This is a genomic window from Geodermatophilus sabuli, from assembly GCF_900215145.1.
GTDB classification, from domain to species: Bacteria; Actinomycetota; Actinomycetes; order Mycobacteriales; family Geodermatophilaceae; genus Geodermatophilus; species Geodermatophilus sabuli.
This window is the reverse complement of sequence record NZ_OBDO01000002.1, coordinates 463,513-487,610: the sequence shown is the minus strand read 5'-3', so window position 1 is coordinate 487,610 and position 24,098 is coordinate 463,513. Positions and strand designations below refer to the sequence as shown.

The window sequence follows — 24,098 nt, the reverse complement described above, 5'->3', positions numbered from 1 at the left end:
GACGCGGGGGAACTGGAGGGGACCGTCGTGTCAGGCACCCCGGCGGACCCTGCGCAGCCGCGCGACCGTCGCGCCGGCGAGCGCCGTGACGGCGAGGCCCGCGGCGGCGAGCACGAGGGACCCGCCGCGGTTCCCGGTCGAGGTCTGCACGGTCACCTCGGACAACTCGGCCTGCAGCACGCCCGCCGGACTCGCCCCGGCGACCGGGTCTCCTGCGGGCACCGGAGCAGCCGGCGGTCCACCGGGGACGTCGTCGCCCGCGGCGGGCGCATCGGCAGCGCTGTCGGAGGTCTCCGGCGTCGAGCCGGCCAGCACCCGTGGGTGGGCCGGCGCGGGTGCCGCGCTCCGCGGAACGGCGCGGGCGGTCGTGGTGACCGCGACCGTGGCGGCACCGGCCCCGAGGTCGGTGACGGTGACGGTGACGTCGCCGCCCGAGAGGGACACCGGCACGCCGGGCACCAGCGCGGCCTGCAGGTCGCCGAGCCACGACGCCGCGGCCGCGGGCGTCCCGTCGAGCAGCAGCGAGGTGTCCGGCATCGCGCCGGTGCGGTGCAGCAGCACGCCGGACTGCAGCATGAAGCGGTTGTCCCCGGAGTCGAGCCAGCCGTCCCGGCCGGCGGCGGCGCGGTACTCCAGCCAGTAGGCACCCCCCTCGGGGTCGGCGATCCGGACGGCGCGGGTCCCGGTGCGCCCGGCCAGCGGGGCGAGGGTGAGGGTCGTCGTCGCGCCGTCCGCCGGCAGTGCCACCTGGGCCGACGGCGGCAGCACGCCGAGGGTGGCCGCCTGGGGGGCGTTGAGGGCGCCGAGCCGGTCCCAGGAGGCCCCCATGACGTCGTAGTAGTCGCGGTAGGCCGTGGTGCGGCAGGTGCCGCCCTCGACCGCACCGTCGCACTGGTGCCCCGAGGAGTGGCCCAGCCCGAAGTTGTGGCCCAGCTCGTGGGCGATGACCGACGGCAGGAGGTCGCTGACGTACAGCCGGCCGCCGGCGCCCGGTCCCGCGCCGACCTCACCCATGGCGTAGGCGCAGTCGGTGCCGGCCGAGTCGGCCAGGTACAGGAGCAGGTGCCGCCCCGGGCCGTCCCTGAAACCGACGGCGGCGGCGACCTCGTTCCACAGCAGCGTCGGCGTCGAGCAGTCCACCGTCGCCTGCACCCAGCCGGGGGCGGTCGCGGTGACGCCGAGCCGGATGCCGCCGTCGGTCTGCTCGGACCAGAACCCGGCGACCTCGTCGTCGACGACCGACACCAGCTGCTCCAGCGACGTGCCGTCCTCCTGGCCGCCGGGCGGCAGGACCCGCACCACCGTGACCTCGTTGGTGAGCGCCCCGCCCGGCGTGCCCTCGGCCCCGGGACCGGACCGCAGCAGCGCGGCCTCCAGCAGGTCGTGCGCGGGCTCGATGCCCTGCTCTGCGGCGGGGTCGGTCAGCTGTCCGCCGACGGTGACCTCGACGGTGGCACCGACGGGGAGCCCCGCGGCGGCCTCCGTGGGGATCCGCACGGCCTCGCCGTCGGCACCCTCGACCCAGGTCAGCGGGGCGTGCTCGGCCGCCGGCGCGTCGTCCGCGGCGTGCCCGGCCGGCCCCGCCTCCGCCCAGGTCTGCACGAGCTCGCCGACGACGGTCTGCGCCCCGGCAGCGTCCGGCTGGTCGGCCTGCGCGACCGCGGGCGGCAGCGCCAGGGAGACGGCGACCGCGGTCGCCACGCCGGCCAGCGCCCGGAGGGGGCGGCGGGCGGCGGGGGACTTCCGGTCGGGGCGCATCCCCTCCGACATCGGCGGCCGGCGCCCCTGTCGGCACCGGATCCGCAGGATCCAGTCGAACGCCCTGTCCCATCAGCCACGCCCGCCGCGGATCTCCCCGCGGCCCCACGGGCCCCGTCCCGGCAGCCCCGCGGACCCCCGCCGTCCCGGCCGGTTCAGGCCAGCGCGTCGGCGCCCATCAGCCGGCGGCCGGCCTCGGTGATCGACCCCGACAGCGACGGGTAGATCGCGAAGGTGTGCGCGAGGTCGGTGACGGTCAGGCCCTTGGTGACGGCGAGGGCGATCGGCAGGATCAGCTCCGAGGCGCCCGGGGCCACCACCACCCCGCCGACGACGACCCCGGTGGCCTGACGGGCGAACAGCTTGACGAAGCCGTCACGCAGGTCGCTCATCTTGGCCCGGGCGTTGGTGGCCAGCGGCAGCCGGACGACGTCGACCTGGATGTCGTCGGGCAGCGACTTCTCCTGCACCCCCACGGTGGCGATCTCGGGGTGGGTGAAGACGTTGGCCGCGACCGTCTTCAGCCGGATCGGGGTGACCGCCTCGCCGAGGGCGTGCCACATCGCGATCCGACCCTGCATCGCGGCCACCGACGCCAGCTGGAACACCCCGGTCACGTCACCGGCGGCGTAGATGCCGGGCACGCTGGTGCGCGAGACCCGGTCGACGACGACGTGGCCGGAGGGCGCGAGCGCCACCCCGCACTGCTCCAGGTTGAGCCCGGCGGTGTTCGGGACCGTGCCCACGGTCATCAGCGCGTGCGAGCCGTCGACGGTGCGGCCGTCGGTCAGCTCGACGGCGACGCCCTTCTCGGTACGCCGGACGCCGGCGGCCCGGCCACGCTCCAGCCGGCCACCGCGGGACTGGAAGACCTCCTCGAGCACCTCGGCGGCGTCGGAGTCCTCACCGGGCAGGACGCGGTCACGGGAGGAGACCAGGGTGACGGGGACGCCGGCCTCCAGGTAGCCGGAGGCGAACTCCGCGCCGGTGACGCCGGAGCCGACGACCACCAGGTGCTCGGGCAGCTCCTGCAGGTCGTAGACGTCGCGCCAGTCGAGGATCCGCTCGTGGTCGGGCTCGGCGCCGGGCAGCACGCGGGGGTCGGCGCCCGTGGCGATGAGGACGACGTCGCACTCCAGCGTCTCGCTGACCGCACCCTCGGCGTCCACGACGTCGACCCGGTGCTCCACCAGGCCGCGGACCTCGTCGGTCAGCCGGCCCTGGCCGGCGAGCACGCGCACGCCCTCGGCGACCAGGCGGGCCCGGATGTCGGCCGACTGCGCCACGGCCAGGCCCCTGACCCGCTGGTTGACCGCGGCGAGGTCGATGCCGACGGCCGCCAGCTCGGCGCCCTGCACCCCGAGGGACAGGGAGTCGCGGACGGCGGTCATCGCGCCGGCGGAGGCGATGAACGTCTTCGACGGCACGCAGTCGGTGAGCACGCTGGCCCCGCCGACGCCGTCCCGCTCGATGACGGTCACCTCCGCACCGAGGGATGCGGCCACGAGCGCGGCCTCGTAGCCGGCGGGACCGCCGCCGATGATCACGATGCGGGTCATGTGGGTCCTTCTCGGTGCGGTGCGGATGCGTGCCGGGGGCCATTCTCCCCGCCCGCGGGCGTCGCCGTCGTCCATCCCCCGGGGTCGAGCGCGCCACACCGGCCGTAGGCTCGCCGTCGATGGGCCTCTACGCCGCCTACGGGTCGAACATGGACCCCGCACAGATGCTCCGGCGCTGTCCCTCCTCCCCGCACACCGGCACCGGCTGGATCCGCGGCTGGCGGCTGACCTTCGGCGGGGAGGAACTCGGGTGGGAGGGGGCGCTGGCCACCCTCGTCCCCGACGACACGACGCCCGGTGAGTCCCTCTCCCCCGGCGTCTTCGTCGCGCTCTACGACCTCACCGAGGTCGACGAGCGGGCGCTGGACGCATGGGAGGGCGCCGACCACGGGCTCTACCGGAAGCTGCACCTGCGGGTGCACACGCTGGCCGGTGACGTCGTCGCCTACGTCTACGTGCTCGACGCCTTCGAGGGCGGGTTGCCCTCGGCCCGCCACCTCGGCGGGATCGCCGACGCGGCCGAGGCCGCGGGCGCCCCGGACGACTACCTGGTCGAGCTGCGCTCCCGGGAGTGCCGCTCCACGGGCGTGTGAGCCCCGCGTGATCATGAAGTCCGGGAAGCGACGCCCCGGCGGCGGTCCTGGTGTCGCTTCCCGGACTTCATGATCGCTGGCGATAGGGGACGCCGAGCGCGCGCGCCGTCCGCGCCACCATCGCCAGGTGTCGGCGGTACACGTCGATCGCGGTGACGTGCAGCAGCGTCCACCCGTGCTCGGTCACCCAGTTGTGTCGGTCCCGGTCGGCGGCCAGCTGCTCGCGCGTCATGTGCGCCTCGAGCCCGTCGAACTCGACCCCGACGCACTTCTCCGCCCAGCCCATGTCGAGGTAGTGCGTGCGACCGTCGTCGACCAGTCGGATCTGCAGCCGGGGAGCAGGCAGGCCGGCCTGGATGAAGCGCCACCGCGTGCGTGACTCCATCGGCGACTCGGCCGCGGCGTCGGAGACCGGGATCAACTCGCGCAGCCGGACGACCTGGCGCAGACCCGCCTGGGCCGCGGCCGCCGCAGCGAGCTGCTCCCGGGTGCACGTCCCCGTCCTGAGCGCGGCGTCCAGCGTCGCCAGACCGTCGATCGGGGCGGTGGTGCGCACGACGTCGCAGGCGGTGCGCGCCGGCGGAGTGCACCACACACCGTCCACGAGCACGGCGTCGTCGGTCCCGAGCGAGGACGGGTGGACCTGCACGCCGGGCAGCCGCCGGTTGACCAACTGCGGGGGTCCGAGGAAGTGCAGCATGCGGTTCCCCAGCACGTCGAAGCCCCACAGCGAGGCCGCGGTCGAGTGGCACGCCACGAGGTCACCGCCGACCGCCAGTGCCGCGGCGCGCACACGCAGCAGCGGTGAGTCGGGCAGCTCCCCGTCGAGCAGCACGCCGCGCCACGGGCTGCGCCGCCAGCGCCCGGTGCGAACCAGCGCGCGGACCTCGGCGTCGCTGCAGTGGTCCAGTGCCTGCGACGTGGAGAAGACCCCCTGCTGGGCGGCGATGAGGCGGTAGAGCGCGAAGTCCACGCCGGGCAGCGTCCGACGTCGCCGAGGCCGCCACCCCGGCCTCCGCGGATCTGTGGACGACTACGAGTGCTGTGGACGCCCGCGTGATCATGAAGTCCGGGAAGCGACACCCCGCACCGACTCGGCGGGTCGCTTCCCGGGTCTCATGATCGCGGGCTCAGGGGGACGCGAGGAAGGTCTCCAGCAGCTGGCGGGCGGCCAGCGCGGGGGTGAGCTCGCCGGCGAGCACCGCCTTCTCCAGCTCGGGCGCGGCCGACCGCACGCCGGGGTGGGCGCGGAGCCGGTGCTCGAGCCCGTCGCGGACCAGCTGCCAGGTCCAGCGCACCTGCTGGCCACGGCGCCGCTCGTCGAACTCCCCGGAGGCCCGCATGCGGTCCTGGTGCTCGACCAGCTTGGCCCACACCACGTCGAGGCCCTCGCCGGTCAGCCCGGCGCAGGTCAGCACCGGCACGTCCCAGCCGCCGGCCACGTGGCCGCGCAGCATGCGGATCGCGCCGGCCAGCTCCCGCGCCGCCTTCCGGGCGTCGGGGGCCCCGGGCCCGTCGGCCTTGTTGACGGCGATGACGTCGGCGATCTCGAGGATGCCGCGCTTGATGCCCTGCAGCTGGTCGCCGGTGCGGGCGAGGGTGAGGAAGAGGAACGAGTCGACCATCTCCGCGACCGTCACCTCGGACTGGCCGACGCCGACGGTCTCCACCAGGACGACGTCGTAGCCGGCCGCCTCGACGACGACCATCGACTCCCGCGTCGCCTGCGCGACCCCGCCGAGCGTGCCGGAGGTCGGCGACGGGCGGATGAAGGCCGCCGGGTCGACGGCCAGCCGGGCCATCCGGGTCTTGTCACCGAGGATCGACCCGCCCGACCGGGCCGACGACGGGTCGACGGCGAGCACCGCCACCTTCGACCCGGCCGCGGTGAGCGTCACCCCGAGCTGGTCGATGAAGGTGGACTTGCCCACGCCCGGCACACCGCTGATACCGACCCGCCGCGCCACGCCGGTGTGCGGCAGCAGCTCGACGAGCAGCTCCTGGGCGCGCTCGCGGTGGTCGGCCCGCCGGGACTCCACGAGGGTGATGGCCCGCGCCATCACCCTCCGGTCCCCGGCCAGCACCCCCTCGACCAGCGCCGGGACGTCGACCTGCCGGCCCCGAGGGGCAGAAATGGCCATTTCTGCCCCTCGGGGCCCGCCTGGCTCCGCCATCAGTGACCGAGGCGCGTCGACAGCGTGCGCAGCAGCTCCTGCGCCGCCTCCGCGATCACGGTGCCGGGCGGGAAGACCGCCGCCGCCCCCATCTCGCGCAGGGTCGGCACGTCGTCGGGCGGGATGACGCCGCCGACCACGATCAGCACGTCGTCGGCCCCCAGCCCGGCGAGCGCGTCCCTCAGCGCCGGCACCAGCGTGAGGTGCCCGGCCGCCAGCGAGGACACCCCGACGACGTGCACGTCGGCCTCCACCGCCTGGCGGGCCACCTCCTCCGGCGTCTGGAACAGCGGGCCGACGTCGACGTCGAACCCCAGGTCGGCGAACGCGGTGGCGATCACCTTCTGGCCGCGGTCGTGGCCGTCCTGGCCCATCTTGGCGACCAGGATGCGGGGACGGCGGCCCTCCGCCTCCTCGAACGCCTCGGCCATCCGGCGGGTCTCCTCCACGGGACCCGATGCTCCCGCCTCTTCCCGGTAGACGCCCGAGATGGTCCGGACCTGACCGGAGTGCCGGCCGTAGACCTCCTCGAGCGCGTCGGAGATCTCCCCGACCGTGGCCTTGGCCCGCGCCGCGTCGACGGCGAGCCGCAACAGGTTCGAGTCCAGGTCGTCCCCCCGACGTCCCTCGGCGGCGGCCCGCGCGGCGTCGGTGAGCCGGCGCAGGGCGTCCTGGACCGCCCCGGCGTCGCGGGAGGCCCGCAGCTCCTCCAGCTTGGCCTTCTGCTGGGCCAGCACGTCGGCGTTGTCGACGCGCAGCACCTCGATCGCCTCGTCGGCCTCGACGCGGTACTTGTTGATCCCGATGACCGGCTGCCGGCCGGAGTCGATGCGCGCCTGGGTGCGGGCGGCGGCCTCCTCGATGCGCAGCTTCGGGATGCCGTCGTCGATCGCCTGCGCCATGCCGCCGTGCTCGGCGACCTCCTCGATGTGCGCCCACGCGCGGCGGGCCAGGTCGTAGGTGAGCTTCTCGACGTAGGCCGAGCCACCCCACGGGTCGATGACCCGCGTGGTCCCGGACTCCTGCTGCAGCAGCAGCTGGGTGTTGCGGGCGATCCGGGCGGAGAAGTCGGTCGGCAGGGCCAGCGCCTCGTCGAGGGCGTTGGTGTGCAGCGACTGGGTGTGCCCCTGGGTGGCGGCCATGGCCTCCAGGCAGGTGCGGACGACGTTGTTGTAGACGTCCTGGGCGGTCAGTGACCAGCCCGAGGTCTGCGAGTGGGTGCGCAACGACATCGACTTCGGGTTCTGCGCACCGGCGTCCTTCACCAGCCGGGCCCACAGCAGTCGCGCCGCCCGGAGCTTCGCGACCTCCATGAAGAAGTTCATGCCGATCGCCCAGAAGAACGACAACCGCGGGGCGAACGCGTCGACGTCCAGCCCGGCGCCCTTGCCGGCGTTGAGGTACTCGACGCCGTCGGCCAGCGTGTAGGCCAGCTCCAGGTCGGCCGTCGCCCCGGCCTCCTGGATGTGGTAGCCGGAGATGGAGATCGAGTTGAACCGCGGCATCTCGCGCGAGGTGAACGCGAAGATGTCGCTGATGATCTGCATCGAGGGCTTGGGCGGGTAGATGTAGGTGTTGCGGACCATGAACTCCTTGAGGATGTCGTTCTGGATGGTCCCGGTCAGCTGCGCCGGAGCCACCCCCTGCTCCTCGGCGGCGACGATGTAGAGCGCCAGCACCGGCAGCACCGCGCCGTTCATGGTCATCGACACGCTCATGCGGTCCAGCGGGATGCCGTCGAACAGCTGCCGCATGTCCAGGATCGAGTCCACCGCCACGCCCGCCATCCCGACGTCGCCGACGACCCGCGGGTGGTCGGAGTCGTAGCCGCGGTGGGTGGGCAGGTCGAACGCGATGGACAGCCCCTTCTGACCGGCGGCGAGGTTGCGCCGGTAGAAGGCGTTGGACTCCGTCGCGGTGGAGAAGCCCGCGTACTGGCGGACCGTCCACGGCTGCGTGGTGTACATCGTCGGGTAGGGGCCGCGCAGGTACGGCGGCAGCCCCGGCAGGGTGGCGAGGAAGTCCACGCCCTGGAGGTCGCCCGGGCCGAACAGCGGCGGGACGGCGATGCCCTCGGGGGTCTCCCAGGCCGCCTCCCCCACGCTGTGCCCGGTGGTCTCCTCGAACCGCTTGGCCCAGGCTGCATGGTCACCCGCCCCATCCGCCCCGGCCCGGCCGCCGGCCGCCGGACGGCCCAGCTCGACGTCGCTGAAGTCGGGGATGGCGCTCATGCCGGAACTCCCAGCTGCTCGTGGACTCGCTGCAACACGTCGAGCGCGTCGCACCCGGCGTACACGTACCCGTCGACACCGTCGACACCGAGGGAGGGCTTGCCGGCGAGCCACACCTGTGTGGCACCGGCGGCGCGCAGCTCCGCCGCGAGGCCGGCCGCGGACTCCGCGTAGTCGCGGTCGGTGCCGCAGATGCAGGCGACCGTCGTCCCGGCCTCGCCGAGACCGCCGGCCCCGTCGCCGGCCGGTGTCGCCAGGCCGCCGGCCTGGAGGAGGTTGGCCGCGAAGGTGGCCCGGGCGGTGTGCCGGGCGATCGGGCCGATCGTGGCGAGGTACACCGTCGGACGCTCCGCCGCCGCCTCGGCGCGGTCGCGCAGCGCCTCGAACTCCTGCGCCGCGCGCACCCGGGGCAGGCCCCCGCTCGGCAGCACCTCGGCGGCCGGCGGCCGCTCTGGCAGCTGCTCGGTCAGGTTGGGGAACTCGCTGACCCCGGTGATGGCGTCCCGTCGGTGGGCCAGCCGCTCGGAACGGGCGGCCCAGGCGGCGCCGATCCGGTCGCGGACCAGGCCCGAGGCGAGGGCGGCCGGCAGCCCGCCGGCCCGCTCGATCTCGGTGAACCACTCCCACGCGGCCTGGGCCAGTGACTCGGTCAGCGACTCGACGTACCAGGAGCCCCCGGCCGGGTCGAGGACGCGGGCGAGGTGGCCCTCCTCGACCAGCAGGCTCTGGGTGTTGCGGGCGATCCGGCGGGAGAAGGCGTCGGGCAGCCCGAGCGCGGCGTCGAAGGGCTGCACCGTCACGGCGTCGGCCCCGCCCACACCGGCGGCGAAGCAGGCCACCGTCGTCCGCAGCATGTTCACCCAGGGGTCGCGCCGGGTCGTCATCACCGAGGAGGTGACGGCGTGCTGGCGCTGCCCCCGCACGTCGGCGGAGGCGCCGCTGACGTCGCCGACGCGGTCCCACAGCCGCCGGGCCGCGCGCAGCCCCGCGATGGTCGTGAACTGGTCGGCGCTGGCGGCGAACCGGAACTCCAGCTGACCGAAGGCCTCGTCGACGCCCAGGCCGCCCTCGGTGAGGGCGCGCAGGTAGGCCACGCCGGCGGCCAGCGCGCAGCCGAGCTCCTCCACCGCCGAGGCGCCGGCGTCGGCGTAGACGGTGCCGTCGACGACGACGCTGCGCAGACCCGGGTGGGCGGCGGCGCGCCGGGCGAAGCCGGCCAGGCCGGTGAGGTCCTGCTCCTGTCCGGAGGCGGCTTGCAGGCCGAGCGGGTCCAGCCCCAGCGAGCCGCCCGGCGCGAGGTCGGTGCGCCCCTCGACGAGGGACAGCAACGCCTCGGCGGCCGGCTCGCCGCCCTGCACGCTCACCGGCGCGAGGTCGAGGAGGACGTCGGTGAGCACCTCGCCCAGCGACCCGACCGGGATCGCCCCCTCGCCCAGGACCAGCCACAGCGAGGTGACGCCGTTCTCCAGGTCGGCGGCGATCGCCTCCCGGGTGACCGCGACGTCGGGGTGGGCGTGCCGCTGCCGGACGTCCCAGCCGCCGGGGACGCCGAACGCGGCGGGGTCCCCGCCCCCGGGCACCGTGGCGCCGGCGCGGGAGCCACGGACGAACGGTGGGAGCCCGGGGACGCCGACGGCCGTGGGCAGGTCCGCGGCGTCCTCGGCGGTGTACAGGGGGCCGACGGTCACCCCGGTGGCGACCGTGCGGCGCAGCGCGTCCTCGACCGGGTCGGGGAGCTGTTCGCGGCCGGCCTTGCGCAGCACCCCGGCCACCAGGTCGCGCCACTGGTCCCGCGTGACCGCGGGGAACTCGCCGGCGAGCCGGAGGTCCGCGGGGACCTCGTGCTCGGCCGGTACCTCGGCGTCGCCGGGATGGGCCGGATGCGGATCGGTGGAACTCATCGTCGGGCTCCCCTCCAGTCGATCTGCGGAGTATCTACCGCCGCTCGCCGGGGCGGGCGCGGCCGGGGTGCGGTGAGCGGCCGGACGGCTCGACCCCGGCGTCGGCGGCCAGGGCGTGCAGGGCGGTGCGCGCCAGCAGCCGCACCCCCACCCCGATCGCCTTCTCGTCGACGTCGAAGGTGCCGCGGTGCAGGTCCAGCGGGGCGCCGCCGCCGTGCGTGCCCAGCCGGGCCAGCGCGATGGGCAGGACGTCGGCGAACCAGCCGAAGTCCTCCCCGCCCATGCTCTGCGGGGACAGCCGCAGGCCGTCGCTGCCCACGGTCTCCAGTGCGGCCGACCGCAGCAGCGCGACGGCGCGGGGGTCGTTGACCACCGGGGGCACGCCGCGGACGTAGTCGACGTCCACCTGCGCGCCGGTGGTCGCCGCGACCCGCTCGACCAGGCTGCGCAGCAGGGTCTCGGCGTTGCGCCACTCATCGCGGTCGAGCACGCGCACGGTGCCGCGCAGGTGGCCGCGCTGCGGGATGGCGTTGGCCGCGACGCCGGCCTGCACCGCGCCCCACACCAGGGACATGCCCGCCCGCGGGTCGACCTGGCGGGACAGCAGCGCGGGCAGGTCGGTGATCAGCCGGCCCAGCGCGTCGACGAGGTCGACGGTGAGCTGCGGGCGGGCGGTGTGCCCGCCAGGACCGGTGAGGGTGACGTCCATCCGGTCGCAGGCGGCGGTGATCGAGCCGGTCCGCAGCCCCACCGTCCCGGCCGGCAGCGACGGGTCGCAGTGCAGCGCGAACGCCCGGGAGGCGCCGTCGAGCACGCCGGCGGCGACCACCTCGCTGGCGCCCCCGGGGATGGACTCCTCGGCCGGCTGGAAGACGCAGCGGACGGTGCCGGGCAGCTCGTCGAGGCCGGCCAGCGCCAGGGCGGCACCGAGGACGACGGTGGTGTGCACGTCGTGCCCGCAGGCGTGGCAGGCGCCCTCGCGGGTCGAGGCGTACGGGACGTCCTTGAGGTCGGGCAGCGGGAGGGCGTCGATGTCGGCCCGCAGCACGACCGTCGGCCCGGACCCGCCCGCCCCCTCGCCGACGTCCACGACCAGGCCGGTCCCGGTGGGCAACCGCTTGGGCTCCAGGTCCGCGTTGCGCAGCCGCTGCTCGATGAAGGACGTCGTCTCGAACTCGGCGAAGGCCAGCTCGGGGTGCGCGTGCAGGTGGCGGCGAACGGCGACCAGCTGCTGCTGGCGGGCGGTGACCCACTCGTCGACCGCCGTCCCGAGCGCCTCCGGGAACTCCGTCACGCCGGGCGCCCCCCGGCCGGGTCGGGCACCGGGCGGCCGCCGACGGGTGCGACCGGCATGCCCACGGCGGGTGCGGCCGGCAACCCGTCGCGCATCTCGGCGAGCAGACTGTCGACCACCGCGCGCAGGTCGCCGTCGTGGGCGGCGGCGACCGCGCGCTGCCGCTGGTAGGAGGCGCCCACGGCGAGGATGCGCTCGACGTCGGCCAGCTCCGCCTCGCAGCCCAGCCGGCGGGCGGTGGGGGTGAGGTCCTCGACCAGGTCGGCGATCGCCTGGCGCACCGGGCGCACGGTGCCCTTCTCGTCGACGACGATGTCGGCGTCGAGCCCGTACCGGGCGGCCCGCCACTTGTTCTCCCGCAGTACCCAGCCCGCCGGGACCGGCAGCGTGTAGCCGCGGTCCAGCTCGCGGTCGAACTGCTCGACCAGGCACTGGGACAGGGCGGCGACCGCACCGATCTCGTCGAGGGTGGGCAGCCCGTCGCAGATGCGCAGCTCGACGGTGCCGAAGTCGGGGTGCGGGCGGATGTCCCACCACACCTCGCGCACGCTCTCGATGGCGTGGGTGGAGATGAGCGTCTCCATGTACTCCTCGAAGCGGTCCCAGCCCGACAGCTGGTAGGGCAGCCCGGCCGTCGGCATCCCCTCGAACACCTTCGAGCGGGCGCTGGCCAGGCCGGTGTCGGCGCCGACCCAGTACGGGGAGGACGCCGACAGCGCGAGGAAGTGCGGCACGTACTGGGTGAGCGCGTTGACGATCGGGATCGCCTTCTCCGGCGCCCGGACGCCGACGTGCACGTGCACCCCGAAGATCTGCAGCCGCCGGGCCAGCCACTGCATCTTCTCCACCAGCTGGAGGTAGCGCTCCTTGGGCGAGATCTGCTGGGTCTGCCAGTCGGTGATGGGGTGGGTGCCGGCGCACAGGAGCCCCAGGCCGCGGTGCTCGGCGGCGGTGCGCACCTCGGCGAGGGTGCCGGCGAGGTCGGCCTTGGCCTCGGCGACGGTGGTGCAGACGCCGGTGATGATCTCGATCGTCGACTGCAGCAGCTCGTGCTTGGCCTTGGGGTGCTCGTCGCCGCCTGCGGGCCGGAGCTCCTCGAGGATCTCCACCGCCCCGGCGGTCAGCTGCCGGGTCTCGAGGTCGACGAGCTGCAACTCCCACTCCACACCCAGGCTGGCGCGTTCGGAGGAGTGGAAGGGGATCTGCACGCTGCGGAGTGTAGGGACGATCACCGTCCCCGGCTGGTCGGTGCGAGCGCGGCCGGGACACGGCCGCTGGGCTAGCGTCGCCGCGTGAGTTCCCCTGCGCCCGACGACCCCTCCGCCCTGGCCGCCCGCGCGGCCGGCGACCTCACCACCGCCCTCGGCGGCGACCACGACGTCGCCATCGTCATGGGGTCCGGCTGGGCCCCGGCCGCCGATGCCTTCGGGGCCGTCGACGGCAGCATCGCGATCGGGGACCTGCCCGGGTTCGCCGCCCCGACGGCGGTCGGCCACGGCGGGGAGGTCCGCTCGGTCCGGGTCGGGCAGCGGCGGGTGCTGCTCTTCCTGGGCCGCACGCACCTCTACGAGGGCCGCGGCGTCGAGCCGGTGGTGCACGGCGTCCGGACGGCGGCCGCGGCGGGCGTGCGCACCGTCGTCCTCACCAACGCCGCCGGCGGGCTGGCGCCGGACCACCGGGTCGGCCAGGCGGTGCTGATCAGCGACCACCTCAACCTGACCGCCCGCTCGCCGCTGGTGGGTGCGACCTTCGTCGACCTCACCGACCTGTACTCCGCGCGGCTGCGGTCGCTGGCCCGCGAGCTCGACCCCTCGCTGACCGAGGGCGTCTACGCCGCACTGCCCGGCCCGCACTACGAGACGCCGGCCGAGATCCGGATGCTGCGCACGCTGGGCGCGGATCTGGTCGGCATGTCCACGGCGCTGGAGGCGATCGCCGCGCGGGCCGCCGGCCTGGAGGTGGTGGGCCTGTCGATGGTCACCAACGCCGCGGCCGGCATCACCGGCGAGAAGCTCGACCACGAGGAGGTGCTCGCGGCGGGCAAGGCCGCGGCCGGCCGGCTGGGCGAGTTCCTCGTGGCGTTCGTGGGGCGGCTGCCGTGAGTCAGGTGCTGGTGACGGGGGCCGCCGGGCGGATCGGCACCGTGCTGCGCGGCGGGCTGCCCGAGCGCGGCTGGGCGGTCCGCTCGCTCGACGTCGTCCCGATGACCGACACCCGGCCCGGCGAGGAGCAGGTGGTCGCCGACACCACCGACCTCACCGCGATGGAGGACGCCGTCGCCGGGGTCTCCGCCGTCGTGCACCTGGCGGGGATCGCCACGGAGTCGACCTGGCCGGCGATCTCGCACGCCAACATCGAGGGCACCTACTGCGTGCTGGAGGCCGCCCGGCGGGCCGGGGTCTCCCGCGTCGTCCTGGCCAGCAGCAACCACGCCACCGGCTACACCCCCCGCCCGGACGGCGGACTGCTGCGCGAGGTCGACGCCCCGCCGCGGCCGGACACGTACTACGGCGTCTCCAAGGCGGCGATGGAGGCGCTGGGCTCGCTCTACGTCGACCGGTACGGGATGGACGTCGTCTGCCTGCGGATCGGGAGCGCCTTCGCCGAGCCCACGACGGTCCGCCACCTGTCGACGTGGCTGTCCCCCGGCGACCAGGTCCGCCTCGTCGACGCCGCACTCCGGGCGCCGGCCCCCGGCTTCGCCGTCGTCTGGGGCGTGTCGGCCAACACCCGCAACTGGTGGGACCTCACCGCCGCGCGGGCGCTGGGGTACGAGCCGGCCGACGACGCCGAGGTGTTCGCGTCGGCGCTGGTCGAGGCGTACGGCGAGCCGGACCTCGCCGACCCCGTGCACGCGCGCGTGGGTGGCGAGTACACGCTGGCGCAGTTCGACGCCGAGAACGTCGAGCCGCCCCTGCCCGGCGGGGACATCGCACCGGGCAGCGGGGCCGAGCGGTGAGCGGGCCGGCGAGCCCGCCCGGGGGCGCCGCAGCCTGGCCGGCGACACCGCCGAGCGCCGGCAGGGAGGCGTCGTGAGCCTCCTCGGCCTGGCTCGCGACTGGGCCGACGCCGACCCGCACGCCGGCGACCGCGCGGAGATCGAGGCGCTGATCGAGGCGGAGGACACGACCGAGCTGGAGCGCCGGTTCGCCGGCCCGCTCACCTTCGGCACGGCGGGGCTGCGCGGGCCGGTGCGCGCCGGCCCGGCCGGCATGAACGCCGCCGTCGTCACCCGGGCCGCCGCGGGGCTGGCCCGGTACCTGGCCGACTCGGGGCACGCCGGCGCCGGGGTGGTCATCGGCTTCGACGCCCGCCGCCGCTCCGACGAGTTCGCCCAGGTGTCGGCGGCGGTGCTCGCGGGCGCGGGCTTCGCCGTCCAGGTGCTGCCGCGGCCGCTGCCCACGCCGGTGCTCGCCTTCGCCGTCCGGCACCTGGGCTGCGCGGCCGGCGTGATGGTGACCGCCAGCCACAACCCGCCCGACGACAACGGCTACAAGGTCTACCTGGACGACGGCGCCCAGCTGGTGCCCCCGGCCGACCGGCTGATCGAGGCCGCCATCTCCGCGGTGGGGCCGGCGCGGGAGGTGCCGCGCTCCGACGACTGGCTCACCCTCGGCGACGACGTCCAGGCCGACTACGTGGCCGCCGTCGTGGCCGCTCTGCAGCCCGACCGCGTGCCGGCCGCGGACCGTGCGGCGCTGACGGTGGCCTACACCGCGATGCACGGGGTCGGGGCGGAGACCACCCGCACGGTGTTCGCCGCGGCCAGGTTCGCGCCGCCGGTGAGCGTCGCCGAGCAGGACTCCCCCGACCCGGCGTTCCCGACCGTCACCTTCCCGAACCCGGAGGAACCGGGCGCGGTCGACCTCCTCCAGGCCCTGGCCGACCGCGTCGGCGCGGACGTCGCCATCGCCGAGGACCCCGACGCCGACCGCTGCTCGGTGGTCTGCGGGGGCCGCCAGCTGACCGGCGACGAGGTGGGCGCCCTGCTCGCCGACTGGCTGCTGCGCCGCGGGGTGCGCGGCACGTACGCGGCGTCGCTGGTGAGCGGCTCCCTGCTGTCGGTACTGGCCGCGGCGCACGGGGTGCGGTTCGCCGAGACCCCCACCGGGTTCAAGTGGATCGTCCGGGCCGGCATCGACGACGTCCCCCTCGTCTTCGGCTACGAGGAGGCGCTGGGGTACGCCGTCGCGCCGCAGGTGGTCAAGGACAAGGACGGCATCTCGGCCGCGCTCGCCGTCGCGCTGCTCGCGGCGGAGCTGAAGGCCTCAGGGCGCACGCTGCTGGACCGGCTCGACGAGCTGGCCGGCGAGCACGGGCTGTTCGTGACCGGGCAGCTGTCGGTGCGGGTCGAGGACCTCTCCCGGATCGGCGCCATGATGGCCCGGCTGCGGTCCGCGCCGCCCACCCGCCTGCTGGGCCGCGAGGTGGCGGTCGCCGACCTGGCGCACGAGCAGCCGCCGGTGGACGCCGTCCGGCTGCTGGGCGACGGCGTCCGGGTGATCGTGCGGCCCAGCGGCACCGAACCGAAGCTCAAGGCCTACCTGGAGACGGTGGTGCCGGTGCACGACGACGCCGGGCTGATCGCCGCCCGCGGCCGCGGTGCCGACGAACTCGACGAGCTGCGCGCCGAGATGGCCGCGGCGCTGGGGGTGTAGTCGTGGCGATCCGGGCGCTGGTGTTCGACGTCTTCGGGACGGTCGTGGACTGGCGCGGCGGGGTCGCGCGGGAGGCCCGGCGACTGCTGGGGCCGTCGGTCGACGCCGCCGCGCTCGCCGACGACTGGCGCCGCCGGTACGTGCCCTCGATGGAGCGGGTGCGCTCCGGCGAGCTGCCGTGGACGCCGCTGGACGCCCTGCACCGCTCCTCCCTGGACGACGTCCTCGCCGCCGCCGGCCGGCCCGACGTCGCGCCGGAGGTGCGCGACGAGCTGACGCTGGCCTGGCACCGGCTCGACCCGTGGCCGGACGTCGTCCCGGGGCTGACCCGGCTGGCGCGGGCACACGTGCTCGCGCCGCTGTCCAACGGCAACGTCGCGCTGATCGTCGACATGGCCAAGCGGGCCGGGCTGCCGTGGGACTGCGTGCTGGGCGCGGAGATCGTGCAGCACTACAAGCCCGACCCGGAGGTCTACGACGCCGCGCCGCGGCTGCTGGCGTTGCCGCCGTCGTCGGTGCTGATGGTCGCCGCGCACGTCGAGGACCTGACCGCGGCCCGCGCCCGCGGCCTGCGGACGGCGTACGTGCACCGCCCCGACGAGTTCGGCGGCCGGGCGGTGCCGCCGGAGACGGACCCGGACGCCGACCTGTCGGTGCGCTCGTTCGAGGAGCTGGCCGACCGGCTCGGGGCCTAGCGTGGGCCGGTGATCACCGGCTTCCACACGATCGTCTACTCCGACGACCCCGAGGCGACACGGCGCTTCTTCCGCGAGGTGCTGCGCTGGCCGTCGCTGGACGCCGGCGGCGGCTGGCTCATCTTCAAGACCCCGCCGAGCGAGCTCGGCGTGCACCCCACCGCGGACGAGCCCGGCGAGGCCTGGGCCTCCGTGCCGTACCACCAGGCGTCGCTGATGTGCGACGACGTCGCGGCGACGGCCGCCGAGCTCCGCGCGGCCGGCATCGAGGTGCGGGAGGAGGTGCAGGACCAGGGTTTCGGCCTGGTGACGTCGCTGCGTGTGCCCGGCGCCGGCTGGATGCTGCTGTACCAGCCCCGGCACGGGCTGGCGTACGAGCTGGAGGGCTGAGCAGGGCGGGCTCCCCGGGGCCCGCCCGCCGGCCCCGTCAGTTGACCTGCGCCAGCAGGGTGTCCAGGTCGACCTCCCCGCCCAGCAGCCCCTGGGCCTCGGGCAGCTCGGTGTACATCTCGAAGGTCTCCTGGCTCACCTCGGTGTTCCACTCGGGGAGCCGCACCTTCGCTGCGACCTCCTCGGGGATGTCGAGGTACGTCGGCAGGATCGCGCGCACCGCGTCCGGGTTCTCCTGCGCGTAGTTGAGGGACTGCACCATCGCCGTGGTGAACCGCTCGACGAGTTCCGGGTTCTCGGCGGCGTAGGCCGTGCTCGTGAAGTAGGTGGACACCTCCACCTGGACGTCGGTGAAGTCGTTGAGCGGCGTGGTCAGCACGCGGATGCCCTGGCCCTCGGCGAGGGTCACGAAGGGCTCCACCAGCCAGGCGGCGTCGACGTCCCCTGCCGCCAGAGCCGCGGCCATGTTGGGGAAGGGCAGCTCGACGAAGGTGACCGCGTTCGGGTCGCCGCCGTCCGCCCGCACCGACGCCTTGACCACCGTGTCGCCGATGGCGTTGATGGTGTTCGTGGCGACGGTCTTGCCGGCGAGGTCGGCCGGGCGCGTGATCGCCGGGTCCGCGGTGACGATCGTGAACGGGTCACGCTCCGGGTCGCCGGTGCTGTCGACCGCGCTGCAGAGCACCTGGAGAGGCAGCTCGTTCGACGCGGCGACCACCAGCGACAGGTTGTTGCCGAAGCCGATGTCGATGCTCCCGCTGGCGACGCCGGGCACGATCGCCGCACCGCCCTGGCCCGCACTGAGGTCGAGCTCGATGCCCTGGTCCTCGAAGAAGCCCTGCTCCTGGCCGAGGTAGACGGGAGCGACGTCGATGATCGGGATGATCCCCAACGCAATCGTCTCGGTGCCCTGTCCCCCACCGCCACCGCCCTGCTGCTCCTCCTCCGGATCGCTGGAGCAACCGAGGAGCAGCACCGGCAGCGCGAGGACCGCGGCAGCAGCCGCCCGTCCACTCGATCGGGTCGTCGGCCGGGCACCGTGGCGGGTCACCCGCGCATCGTGGCACGCATCACATCGCTCCGCGGTCCGCCGGTGGAGCACGAGGGACACCGGCAATGCGATCGGGTGGTTGTCCACAGGGCCGCGTGCCCGGGTCGGCGGCGCTCCGTAGTGTCCCGGCGGTTGGTGGATCGACTCGGGGGGTGGACGACGTGGCACGGCGCACGACGCTGCGACTGGTGGCCGGCCTGGCGGTGGGGGTGGCGCTGCTCGGCGGATGCGCGGAGAAGCAGGAGGCCAGCGACACCCTGCCGAGCGCTGGTGCGGCAGAGCCGTCGGAGGCGGAACTCCCACCCCTCGGGCCGGCCGAGTTTCCTGTTCCGGACGGAGCCCGCGAAAAGACGCCAGAAGGAGCGCTCAGTTTCGCGAGGTACTACATGAGTCTAGGCAAGGAGATCGGCGCAGGCTCCGTGCCAGCTCAATCCCTTCGCGATTTGAGCGTTAGCTGTCCCCTTTGTCAGCAGATCGCCGCCTCCTACGAAGCCGATCAACAGTCGGGGTACACCTATCGCGGCTTCACCTACACCTTCAAGGAGTACGGCCCACCGCTAGTCACAGGAAATGAGGCCGAACTCGGCTTCGTCTACTCCCAAAGCGAGTACGTCGTCGTGGACGCCTCCGGCCGCGAAGTACTCGAGCGCTCAGGTGACGCCTCAGGCGACCTGCAATCCGGCATGTTGTTGCAGTGGCGGGCCGACCTCAATTCGTGGCTGGTCTCCAGTCTCACGGTCGGATAGCGGGGGATGAAGAAGTCACTTGGCACTCTTGCGACTGCGGTCTGCCTACTCCTTGGGACTTCGGCGACCGCTCACGGCGCCTGCGATGGATACGTCTGTGACGGCCCGCAGGTAACACCGGGCTCCGGGACGCTGGACGCCTCATACATTGAAATAAGCGGTCCTGGCGGCTGGGTCGCTGGGAACGCCGCGCCCGACGCCCATCCCTACACCTACCGACTCACGTCTCCGTGCCAATTCGACACGGCCGCCGGGGACACATGCCGCGCGGAGGACGACCGGCTCTGCCCCGTACCGCCGGACCGGGTCGCCCAGTTCCTGGTCATCGAACAGCGTCGACTCGTCCTCCCCGACGGCACGACCGCGGACGGCTCGCCGGTTCCCGCAGGCGCCACGCCCGGCAGTCCGATCGGCGCCTGGGAGGCAGTCACACGCACCTGCGTGGACATCACGGCGCTCAACCCGCCGCCGTCCCCGGGTGAGGTGTTCCGCTACTTCCAGACCCTCCCCTTGCCGCAGCTGGCCACCCAGCAGCAGCCGCCCGGCAACGGCCTGGTGGGTCTGCCGGTCGTCTTCCACACCGACGGCCCGACCACGCAGACCTTCTCCGTCGACATCCGCGGGTTCGACGTCGACATCGTCGCGACCGCCAGCAGCTTCACCTGGCACACCGGCGACGGAACCGTGCTCACCAGCACCGACCCCGGCGCCCCCTACCCGGACCACGCGGTCAGCCACAGCTACCGCAGTGGCACCTACATCGCCGCGCTGACCACGACCTGGAGCGGCACGTTCAGCGTCGACGGCGGGGCGAGCGCCGACGTCCCCGGCACGACGACCACTGACGGCCCGCCGGTCACGTTCGCCGTCCTGCAGGCCAACGCGGTCCTCACCGACCCCTACGACTGACCGCCTCCCGCGGCGTTCCGCACGCTCCTGCGGCGTTGCACCACCGCAAGCCGGGTGAGAACACCGCAGGAGCAGCGCGGGACTCAGTCCTCGACCGGCTCCCGGCACCCCGACGCGAGCGCCCGCTCGGCCGCGGCGAGCACCGCCACCACGGTCCGCCCGAAGCCGACGTCACAGGGGTGCGCTCCGCCGGTCATGGCGGCCGCACCCAGCTCGTCGACCGCGACCGACAGCGCTTCGACCGGGTGCTCGGTGTCGGGCAGCAGGACGACGCGGCCGGCGTCCCCGTGCACGTAGAACTCGATGCCCGTCGACATCGGCGTGACCGTGTGGGACAGCGTCACCGTCGACGACACCCCGGCGGAGTGCTGCAGCACCAGGTGGACGGTGTCGCCCGACCCGCCGCCGGCCTGCACCGTCGTCACCGGCCCGAGAGCCGGCAGGAGCAGGGAGAGGGCGTGCGGGCCGATGTCCCACAGCGCCCCGTGCCGCCGGCGCCACGCGGAGTCGAAGGGGCTCCCGGCCAGGGCGCTGAGCCAGGTGCCCGCACCGCCGGCGAGCATCGTGCGGCCCGCCTGCGCCAGCCACGTGGCCGTGCTCGGCTGGAACCGGAAGGTGAAGAAGACGACCGACGCGACGCCGGCCGCCCGCACCGCGGAGACGACCCGGTCGGCGTCGGCCAGCGACAGCCCGATCGGCTTCTCCAGCAGGAGGTGCTTGCCCGCGGCGGCGGCGCGCTCCACCAGCGCGACCTGCACGTCCGGCGGGACGGCGATCGCGACCGCGTCGACCTCCGCCAGCAGGGCGTCGAGGTCGGCGTAGCCCGGGACGTCGAACTCCGCCCCCACCGCCTTGGCCTTGGCGAGGTCGCGGCCCCAGACGCCGGCGAGGGACGCCGTCGGGTGCTCGGCCAGCGCGGCGGCGTGCACCGTCTGCGCCCAGTGCCCGGTGCCGAGCACCCCGAAGCGCACGGTCACACCGCGCCGAACTGGCGGTCGCCGGCGTCGCCCAGGCCCGGGACGATGTACGCCTTGTCGTTGAGACCCTCGTCGACCGAGGCCGTGAAGACCCGCAGCGGCAGCCCGCTCTCCTCCAGCCGCGTGATGCCCTCGGGGGCGGCCAGCGCGCACAGCACGGTGATCGAGGTGACGCCGCGAGCGGTCAGCAGGCCGCAGCAGTGCACCAGCGAACCCCCGGTGGCCAGCATCGGGTCGAGGACGAACACCTCGCGGTCGACCAGCGTCTCCGGCAGGGAGGCCATGTACGCCTCCGGCTGGAACGTCTCCTCGTTGCGGGCCAGGCCGACGAAGCCCATCTGCGACTCCGGCAGCATCCCGTGCGCGGTGTCGGCCATGCCGAGCCCGGCCCGCAGCACCGGCACGATCAGCGGCGGGGCGGCCAGGCGGTAGCCGGTGGTCGAGGTGACCGGCGTGGTGATCGGGTCCTCGGCGACGGCGAGGTCGCGGGTGGCCTCGTAGACCAGCATCTGGGTCAGTTCCCGCAGCGCCGCGCGGAACGCCGCGTTGTCGGTCCGTTCGTCCCGCATGCGGGTCAGGCGGGCACGGGCGAGCGGGTGGTCGACGACGGTCAGCTGCACGGGCGCCACCGTATCGGCCGGGTCCGGGCGGGCTCAGGGGAGAATGCCCCCATGACCCACGTGCTGGACCCCGACGCCGTGACGGCGGAGACCCCGCCGCGGCGCGAGCCCCTGGCGCCGTACCGCGACGTGACCCGCTCCGACGCCGCCTTCCGGGCCTTCCTGCACGGCCTCCCGGGGGTCGACCAGGTCGGCGCCGAGGCCCGCGTCGCGGTGCTCGGCACGCGGTCGATCAAGACCACCGCCAAGGCCTGGGCCATCGACACCGCGATCTCGATGGTCGACCTCACCACGCTCGAGGGCGCCGACACCCCGGGCAAGGTCCGCTCCCTGGCCGCCAAGGCCCGCCGTCCCGACCCCGGCGACCCGTCCTGCCCCCAGGTGGCCGCGGTCTGCGTCTACGGCGACCTCGCCGGCGTGGCCTCCGAGGCGCTGGCGGGCTCGGGCGTCCACACCGCCGCCGTCGCCACCGCGTTCCCCAGCGGCCGGGCCAGCCGGGCGGTGAAGCTGGCCGACGTCCGGGACGCCGTGACGAACGGCGCGGACGAGATCGACATGGTCATCGACCGCGGCGCCTTCCTCGCCGGCCGGTACCTCGACGTCTACGACGAGATCGTGGCGGTCAAGGAGGCCTGTGCGCGCCCGGACGGGCAGGGCAGGGCGCACCTCAAGGTCATCCTCGAGACCGGTGAGCTGGTCACCCTCGACGCGGTCCGCCGCGCGTCGTGGCTGGCGATGCTCGCCGGCGGTGACTTCATCAAGACCTCCACCGGCAAGGTCTCCCCCGCCGCGACCCTGCCGGTCTGCCTGGTGATGCTCGAGGCGGTCCGCGACTTCCGCGCCGCCACCGGCCGCCAGGTCGGCGTCAAGCCCGCCGGTGGCATCCGGAACACCAAGGACGCCGTCAAGCACCTGGTCCTCGTCAACGAGGTCGCCGGGCCGGACTGGCTGTCCCCCGACTGGTTCCGCTTCGGCGCGTCCAGCCTGCTCAACGACCTGCTCCTGCAGCGGCAGAAGCTGCGCACCGGCCACTACTCCGGCCCCGACCACGTGACGATCGACTGAGGCGATGACCGAGAACCCGTTCCAGTACGCGCCGGCGCCCGAGTCGCGGTCCATCGTCGACATCGCGCCGTCCTACGGCCTGTTCGTCGACGGCGAGTTCGTCGACGGCGGCGGCAAGTCGTTCAAGACCGTCAACCCGGCCACCGAGGAGGTCCTCTCCGAGGTCGCCGCGGGCACCGCCGAGGACGTCGACCGCGCCGTCCGGGCCGCCCGCCGCGCGTTCACCCGCGTCTGGGGGCCGATGCGCCCGGCGGACCGCGGCAAGTACCTGTTCCGCATCGCCCGGCTGCTGCAGGAGCGCGCGCGGGAGTTCGCCGTCCTGGAGTCGCTGGACAACGGCAAGCCGATCCGGGAGTCCCGCGACGTCGACGTCCCCCTGGCCGCGGCGCACTTCTTCTACCACGCCGGCTGGGCCGACAAGCTGGGCTGGGCGGGCCTGGGCCCCGGCCCGCGGCCGCTCGGTGTCGCCGGTCAGGTCATCCCCTGGAACTTCCCGCTGCTGATGCTGGCGTGGAAGGTCGCCCCGGCGCTGGCCACCGGCAACACCGTCGTCCTCAAGCCGGCCGAGACGACGCCGCTGACCGCGCTGCTGTTCGCCGAGGTGTGCCGGCAGGCGGACCTGCCGCCCGGCGTGGTGAACATCGTGACCGGCGCCGGCGACACCGGCCGGGCGGTCGTGGAGCACGACGACGTCGACAAGGTGGCGTTCACCGGCTCGACCGAGGTGGGCCGCTCCATCGCCCGCGCGGTCGCCGGAACCCGGAAGAAGCTCACCCTGGAGCTCGGCGGCAAGGCGGCGAACATCGTGTTCGACGACGCCCCGATCGACCAGGCCGTCGATGGCATCGTGCAGGGGATCTTCTTCAACCAGGGGCACGTCTGCTGCGCCGGCAGCCGGCTGCTGGTGCAGGAGAACGTCCACGACGAGGTCATCGCCTCGCTGCAGCGGCGGATCGGCACCCTGCGCCTCGGCGACCCGCTGGACAAGAACACCGACATCGGCGCGATCAACTCCGCCGAGCAGCTGGCCCGCATCCGCGAGCTGTCCGACGTCGGGGTCGCCGAGGGGGCGCAGCGCTGGCAGCCGGCGTGCGAGCTGCCCGCCCGCGGCTTCTGGTTCCCCCCGACGGTCTTCACCGACGTCTCCCCCGCGCACCGCATCGCCCGCGACGAGGTGTTCGGGCCGGTCCTGTCGGTGCTCACCTTCCGGACGCCGGACGAGGCGGTCGCCAAGGCCAACAACACCACCTACGGGCTGTCGGCCGGCATCTGGACGGAGAAGGGCTCCCGGATCCTGAAGATCGCCGACCAGCTGCGGGCTGGGGTGGTGTGGGCCAACACGTTCAACAAGTTCGACCCGACGTCGCCGTTCGGCGGCTACAAGCAGTCCGGCTACGGCCGCGAGGGCGGCCGACACGGGCTCGCCGCCTATCTGAAGGGGAGCGACGCATGAGCGGGCTCGCCAGCTCACCGACGA

General features: G+C 74.4%; 21 protein-coding genes. 10 read left to right on the top strand and 11 right to left on the bottom strand.

All coding sequences use genetic code 11. The annotated features are described in order from the left end of the window. Positions 1-30 precede the first annotated feature (30 nt). Positions 31-1,758 (bottom strand): reprolysin-like metallopeptidase, encoded by a 1,728-nt coding sequence (locus CRP39_RS07965; protein ID WP_143426588.1) that lies wholly within the window; start codon positions 1,756-1,758, stop codon positions 31-33. A 155-nt stretch (positions 1,759-1,913) separates the two neighbouring features. Then, a complete protein-coding gene (locus CRP39_RS07960; protein WP_097205805.1) occupies positions 1,914-3,317 on the bottom strand; it encodes an NAD(P)H-quinone dehydrogenase in 1,404 nt (467 codons plus the stop codon). A 119-nt stretch (positions 3,318-3,436) separates the two neighbouring features. Here CRP39_RS07960 and CRP39_RS07955 point away from each other — a divergent pair, with 119 nt between their 5' ends. Further along, positions 3,437-3,910, top strand: coding sequence for a gamma-glutamylcyclotransferase family protein (locus CRP39_RS07955; RefSeq protein WP_097205804.1), 474 nt, complete (start codon positions 3,437-3,439; stop codon positions 3,908-3,910). 67 nt (positions 3,911-3,977) lie between these two features. Here CRP39_RS07955 and CRP39_RS07950 read toward each other — a convergent pair whose 3' ends face one another. The 6 genes from CRP39_RS07950 to CRP39_RS07925 form a co-directional block, all read right to left on the bottom strand. After that, positions 3,978-4,883 (bottom strand): hypothetical protein, encoded by a 906-nt coding sequence (locus CRP39_RS07950; RefSeq protein WP_097205803.1) that lies wholly within the window; start codon positions 4,881-4,883, stop codon positions 3,978-3,980. A gap of 157 nt (positions 4,884-5,040) precedes the next feature. Then, the gene (gene meaB / locus CRP39_RS07945) at positions 5,041-6,051 is read right to left on the bottom strand and encodes a methylmalonyl Co-A mutase-associated GTPase MeaB (protein WP_097205802.1); all 1,011 of its coding nucleotides are present in this window, start codon (positions 6,049-6,051) and stop codon (positions 5,041-5,043) included. 32 nt (positions 6,052-6,083) lie between these two features. Further along, complete coding sequence (gene scpA, locus CRP39_RS07940; protein WP_097205801.1) at positions 6,084-8,315, bottom strand: methylmalonyl-CoA mutase; 2,232 nt, start codon at positions 8,313-8,315, stop codon at positions 6,084-6,086. Then, a complete protein-coding gene (locus CRP39_RS07935) occupies positions 8,312-10,216 on the bottom strand; it encodes a methylmalonyl-CoA mutase family protein (RefSeq protein ID WP_097205800.1) in 1,905 nt (634 codons plus the stop codon). The genes scpA and CRP39_RS07935 overlap by 4 nt, the downstream gene beginning before the upstream one ends. Positions 10,217-10,250: 34 nt before the next feature. Continuing rightward, positions 10,251-11,510, bottom strand: coding sequence for an amidohydrolase (locus tag CRP39_RS07930; protein ID WP_097205799.1), 1,260 nt, complete (start codon positions 11,508-11,510; stop codon positions 10,251-10,253). Then, complete coding sequence (locus CRP39_RS07925) at positions 11,507-12,718, bottom strand: glutamate--cysteine ligase (protein ID WP_245853669.1); 1,212 nt, start codon at positions 12,716-12,718, stop codon at positions 11,507-11,509. Before CRP39_RS07925 ends, CRP39_RS07930 begins: the two co-directional genes overlap by 4 nt. 84 nt (positions 12,719-12,802) lie before the next feature. On the opposite strand from CRP39_RS07925, the gene CRP39_RS07920 reads away from it, so the two are divergent. The 5 genes from CRP39_RS07920 to CRP39_RS07900 all read left to right on the top strand — a co-directional run bounded on the left by CRP39_RS07920 (position 12,803) and on the right by CRP39_RS07900 (position 17,253). Beyond that, positions 12,803-13,612, top strand: a complete 810-nt coding sequence (locus CRP39_RS07920; protein WP_172442332.1) for a purine-nucleoside phosphorylase — start codon at positions 12,803-12,805, stop codon at positions 13,610-13,612. Continuing rightward, a complete protein-coding gene (locus CRP39_RS07915) occupies positions 13,609-14,469 on the top strand; it encodes an NAD-dependent epimerase/dehydratase family protein (RefSeq protein ID WP_097205798.1) in 861 nt (286 codons plus the stop codon). The genes CRP39_RS07920 and CRP39_RS07915 overlap by 4 nt, the downstream gene beginning before the upstream one ends. Before the next feature lie 73 nt (positions 14,470-14,542). Beyond that, positions 14,543-16,168, top strand: coding sequence for a phospho-sugar mutase (locus CRP39_RS07910; RefSeq protein ID WP_097205797.1), 1,626 nt, complete (start codon positions 14,543-14,545; stop codon positions 16,166-16,168). 2 nt (positions 16,169-16,170) lie between these two features. Continuing rightward, positions 16,171-16,863 (top strand): haloacid dehalogenase type II, encoded by a 693-nt coding sequence (locus CRP39_RS07905; RefSeq protein WP_097205796.1) that lies wholly within the window; start codon positions 16,171-16,173, stop codon positions 16,861-16,863. Between the two features lie 9 nt (positions 16,864-16,872). Next, positions 16,873-17,253, top strand: a complete 381-nt coding sequence (locus CRP39_RS07900) for a VOC family protein (protein ID WP_097205795.1) — start codon at positions 16,873-16,875, stop codon at positions 17,251-17,253. Positions 17,254-17,290: 37 nt separating this feature from the next. Here the strand turns inward: CRP39_RS07900 and CRP39_RS07895 are convergent, their stop codons facing one another. After that, positions 17,291-18,304, bottom strand: coding sequence for an ABC transporter substrate-binding protein (locus CRP39_RS07895; protein ID WP_216359642.1), 1,014 nt, complete (start codon positions 18,302-18,304; stop codon positions 17,291-17,293). Between the two features lie 152 nt (positions 18,305-18,456). On the opposite strand from CRP39_RS07895, the gene CRP39_RS07890 reads away from it, so the two are divergent. Beyond that, complete coding sequence (locus tag CRP39_RS07890; protein WP_097205794.1) at positions 18,457-19,050, top strand: hypothetical protein; 594 nt, start codon at positions 18,457-18,459, stop codon at positions 19,048-19,050. A gap of 441 nt (positions 19,051-19,491) precedes the next feature. Next, positions 19,492-19,959: a hypothetical protein gene (locus CRP39_RS27445; protein WP_245853668.1), complete on the top strand. Its 468-nt coding sequence runs from the start codon at positions 19,492-19,494 to the stop codon at positions 19,957-19,959. Between the two features lie 83 nt (positions 19,960-20,042). Here CRP39_RS27445 and CRP39_RS07880 read toward each other — a convergent pair whose 3' ends face one another. Continuing rightward, the gene (locus tag CRP39_RS07880) at positions 20,043-20,930 is read right to left on the bottom strand and encodes a Gfo/Idh/MocA family protein (RefSeq protein WP_097205792.1); all 888 of its coding nucleotides are present in this window, start codon (positions 20,928-20,930) and stop codon (positions 20,043-20,045) included. Between the two features lie 2 nt (positions 20,931-20,932). Continuing rightward, a complete protein-coding gene (gene upp / locus CRP39_RS07875) occupies positions 20,933-21,556 on the bottom strand; it encodes a uracil phosphoribosyltransferase (RefSeq protein WP_097205889.1) in 624 nt (207 codons plus the stop codon). Between the two features lie 51 nt (positions 21,557-21,607). Here upp and deoC point away from each other — a divergent pair, with 51 nt between their 5' ends. Both deoC and CRP39_RS07865 read left to right on the top strand, forming a co-directional pair. Then, positions 21,608-22,621: a deoxyribose-phosphate aldolase gene (gene deoC / locus CRP39_RS07870; protein WP_097205791.1), complete on the top strand. Its 1,014-nt coding sequence runs from the start codon at positions 21,608-21,610 to the stop codon at positions 22,619-22,621. A gap of 4 nt (positions 22,622-22,625) precedes the next feature. Further along, a complete protein-coding gene (locus CRP39_RS07865) occupies positions 22,626-24,074 on the top strand; it encodes an aldehyde dehydrogenase family protein (RefSeq protein ID WP_097205790.1) in 1,449 nt (482 codons plus the stop codon). Positions 24,075-24,098: the final 24 nt, after the last annotated feature.